Below are 3459 nucleotides of genomic sequence, written 5' to 3' on the forward strand. Positions count from 1 at the left end.
CGCCGTCCTCATCGACCGTGAGCTGGGCGGAGGCCGTACGGAGGGGGAGGAGCCGGTGCGGGCCGAGGCGGCGGCCGGCGGGCCCGTCGCCGAGGATCCGGTCGTCATCGTCGGGATGGCCTGCCGTCTCCCCGGAGGCATCGAGTCGCCCGAGGCGCTGTGGCGGCTGGTCGAGGCGGGGGGCGACGCGGTGTCGGAGTTCCCGTCCGACCGTGGATGGGACCTCGAACGGCTCTACGACCCCGACCCCGACCATCCGGGCACGTCGTACACGCGGCACGGCGGGTTCCTCCGGGACGCCGCCGACTTCGACGCCGCGTTCTTCGGCATCTCCCCACGGGAGGCCGTCGCGATGGACCCGCAGCAGCGGCTGCTGCTGGAGGTCGCCTGGGAGGCGTTCGAGCGGGCCGGCATCGACCCCCACCGGCTCAAAGGGAGCCGTACCGGCGTCTTCGCGGGCATGATGTACCACGATTACGCGCCGCGGCTGGAGGAGGTCCCCGGCGACCTCGAGGGGTACCTCATCAACGGCAGCGCCGGCAGCGTCGCCACCGGCCGCGTGGCCTACACCTTCGGCTTCGAGGGCCCGGCGGTGACCGTCGACACGGCGTGCTCGTCGTCACTGGTGGCGCTGCACCTGGCCGCGCAGTCCCTCCGTACGGGCGAGTCGGACCTGGCGCTGGCGGGCGGCGTGGCGGTGATGTCGTCGCCGGCCACGTTCGTCGAGTTCTCACGGCAGCGCGGCCTGTCGCCGGACGGCCGGTGCAAGGCCTTCTCCTCCACCGCCGACGGCACCGGCTGGGGCGAGGGCGTCAGTCTCCTGCTCCTCGAACGGCTGTCGGACGCCCGCAGGAACGGCCACCCCATCCTGGCGGTCGTCCGGGGCTCGGCCGTCAACCAGGACGGCGCGTCCAACGGCCTGACCGCCCCCAGCGGACCGTCCCAGCAGCGGGTGATCAGGCAGGCCCTCGCCAACGCCGGCCTCTCCCCCGACCAGGTCGACGCCGTCGAGGCCCACGGCACCGGCACCACCCTCGGCGACCCGATCGAGGCTCAGGCGCTGCTCGCGACGTACGGGCAGGGCCGGGCCGGCGACCAGCCCTTGTGGCTCGGCTCGCTGAAGTCGAACGTGGCGCACACGCAGGCCGCGGCCGGCGGCGCCGGGGTCATCAAGATGATCATGGCGATGCGCAACGGCCTGCTGCCGAGGACGCTCCACGTGGACGAGCCCACCCCCCACGTGGACTGGACGAGCGGCGACGTCCGCCTGCTCACCGAGGCGCGGCCGTGGCCGGACACGGGCCGGCCGAAGCGTGCGGGGGTCTCGTCGTTCGGGGTGAGCGGCACCAACGCGCACGTCATTCTGGAGCAGCCCCCGGCCGAGAACGAGCCCGCCCGGGAGCGCGCCGCGACGCCGCCGGCGCTGCCGTGGGTGCTCTCGGCCCACCTGCCGGAGGCTCTGCGCGGCCAGGCGGTGAGCCTCGCGACGTACCTGGAGGGCCGCGACGACCTCGACGCGGCGGACGTCGCGCACTCGCTCCTGACGGCCCGGGCACTGCTCGCGGAGCGCGCCGTGGTGGTCGGGGCCGGCCGGGCCGCGCTCGACGCCGGCGTGCGGGCGCTGGCGGGGGCGGACGCACTGCCCGACAGCGTCGTCCGTGGCACGGCCGACGTCGCCGGCAAGGTGGTCTTCGTGTTCCCCGGCCAGGGCGGCCAGTGGCCGGCGATGGCGGCCGAGTTGCTGGAGACCTCGCCGGTCTTCGCGGAACGGTTCGCCGAGTGCGCCGCGGCCCTCGGGGAGTTCGTCGAATGGTCGCCGCTGGACGTCGTCCGCCAGGTCCCCGGCGCGCCGGGGCTGGAGCGGGTCGACGTCGTCCAGCCGGTCCTGTGGGCCGTGATGATCGCCCTCGCGGCGCTGTGGCGGTCGTACGGCGTGCACCCGGACGCCGTCGCCGGCCACTCGCAGGGCGAGATCGCCGCGGCCGTGGTGGCCGGGGCACTGTCGCTGCGGGACGGCGCCCGCGTCGTGGCGCTGCGCAGCCAGGCCATCCGCACCCTGTCCGGCGACGGCGGCATGGCGTCGGTGGCCCTGCCGCCGGCCGAGGCCGAGGCACGCATCGCCCCCTGGGGAGACCGGCTGTCGGTCGCCGTCGTCAACGGGCCCGGCAGCGTGGTCGTCTCCGGGGAGGTGGAGGCGCTGACCGGGCTGCTGACCGCGCTGGAGGCCGAGGGGGTGCGCAACCGGCGGATCCCCGTCGACTACGCCTCGCACTCGGCTCAGGTCGAGCTCATCCACGACGAGCTGCTCAAGGCCCTGGCGCCGATCACGCCCCGCGCCGGGACCATCCCGATGCTGTCCACCGTCACCGGTGACTGGGTGGACGGCGCGGAGCTGGACACGGCGTACTGGTACGCCAACCTCCGGCGGCCGGTGCTCTTCGAGACGGCCACCCGGGCACTGGCCGCGCAGGGTCACGCGGCGTTCGTCGAGATCAGTCCGCACCCCGTGCTCACGGCCGCGATCAGCGAGACCCTGGACGCGGAGGACGCGGCGCCCACGCTTGCCGTCGGCACGCTCAGGCGCGACCAGGGCGGGCTCGATCGGTTCCTCATCTCGCTCGCCGAGGCGTTCGTCCGCGGTGTGCCGGTCGCATGGGGGGCGGCGCTCGACGGCGCCGGCGCGCGGCGCGTGCCCCTGCCCACCTACGCGTTCCAGCGCTCGCGCTACTGGCTGGACGCCTCCCGTGCCGCGGCCACCGCCGCGGACACGTTCGCGGGCGTGCCCGCGGGCCCGGCCGACTCGCCCGTACGGCGGCTGGCGGGGCTGGAGCCCGCCGAGCGCCGCCAGGCCGTGCTCGACCTGGTCCGTACGGAGGTCGCGGCGGTGCTGCGCCACGCGGACGGGGACGCGGTGGGGTTGACCAGGGCGTTCCGGGAGCTCGGCCTCGACTCGCTGACCGCGGTCGACCTGCGCAACCGGCTGCGGACGGCCACGGGGCTGCCGCTGCCCACCACCTTGATCTTCGACTATCCGACGCCCACGGCGGTGACCGAGCACATCCTCTCCGCGCTGGACGCCGCCGCCGCGGACCTCCCTGTGGAGAGCCCCCAACCGGTCAGGCGTCCGGCGCCCGACCCTCTCGCCGTACTCCGCGACCTGGAGGCCGGGCTCCTCGACGGCACCGAGGCGCGCGGCGAGGTGCTCACGCGACTACGGGCGCTGGTCGCCCGGCTGGACACGACCGGCGACGACCTGGAGGACGAGGACCTCGACCTCGACTCCGCCACCGACGACGAACTCTTCGACCTCCTGGACAGGGGCTGATCTCCTCATGGCCGACGACGACAAGCTGCGCGAGTACCTCAAGCGCTCGATCGCCGAGACCAAGCAGGCCGAACGGCGGCTGCGTCAGCTGGAGGCGAGGTCGCGCGAGCCGATCGCGATCGTGGGGATGGCCT

At 74.9% G+C, this 3459-nt stretch carries 2 protein-coding genes; both read left to right on the plus strand.

Annotation, left to right across the window (positions count from 1 at the left end):
• On the plus strand, positions 1 to 3325 hold a 3325-nt coding region (locus Mco01_RS38590), incomplete at its 5' end, for a type I polyketide synthase (RefSeq protein ID WP_204061779.1).
• Between the two features lie 7 nt (positions 3326 to 3332).
• A partial coding sequence (locus Mco01_RS40440; RefSeq protein ID WP_204061780.1) for a polyketide synthase docking domain-containing protein occupies positions 3333 to 3459 on the plus strand: 127 nt, incomplete at its 3' end.

The organism is Microbispora corallina, assembly GCF_016863035.1.
Classification (GTDB): Bacteria; Actinomycetota; Actinomycetes; order Streptosporangiales; family Streptosporangiaceae; genus Microbispora; species Microbispora corallina.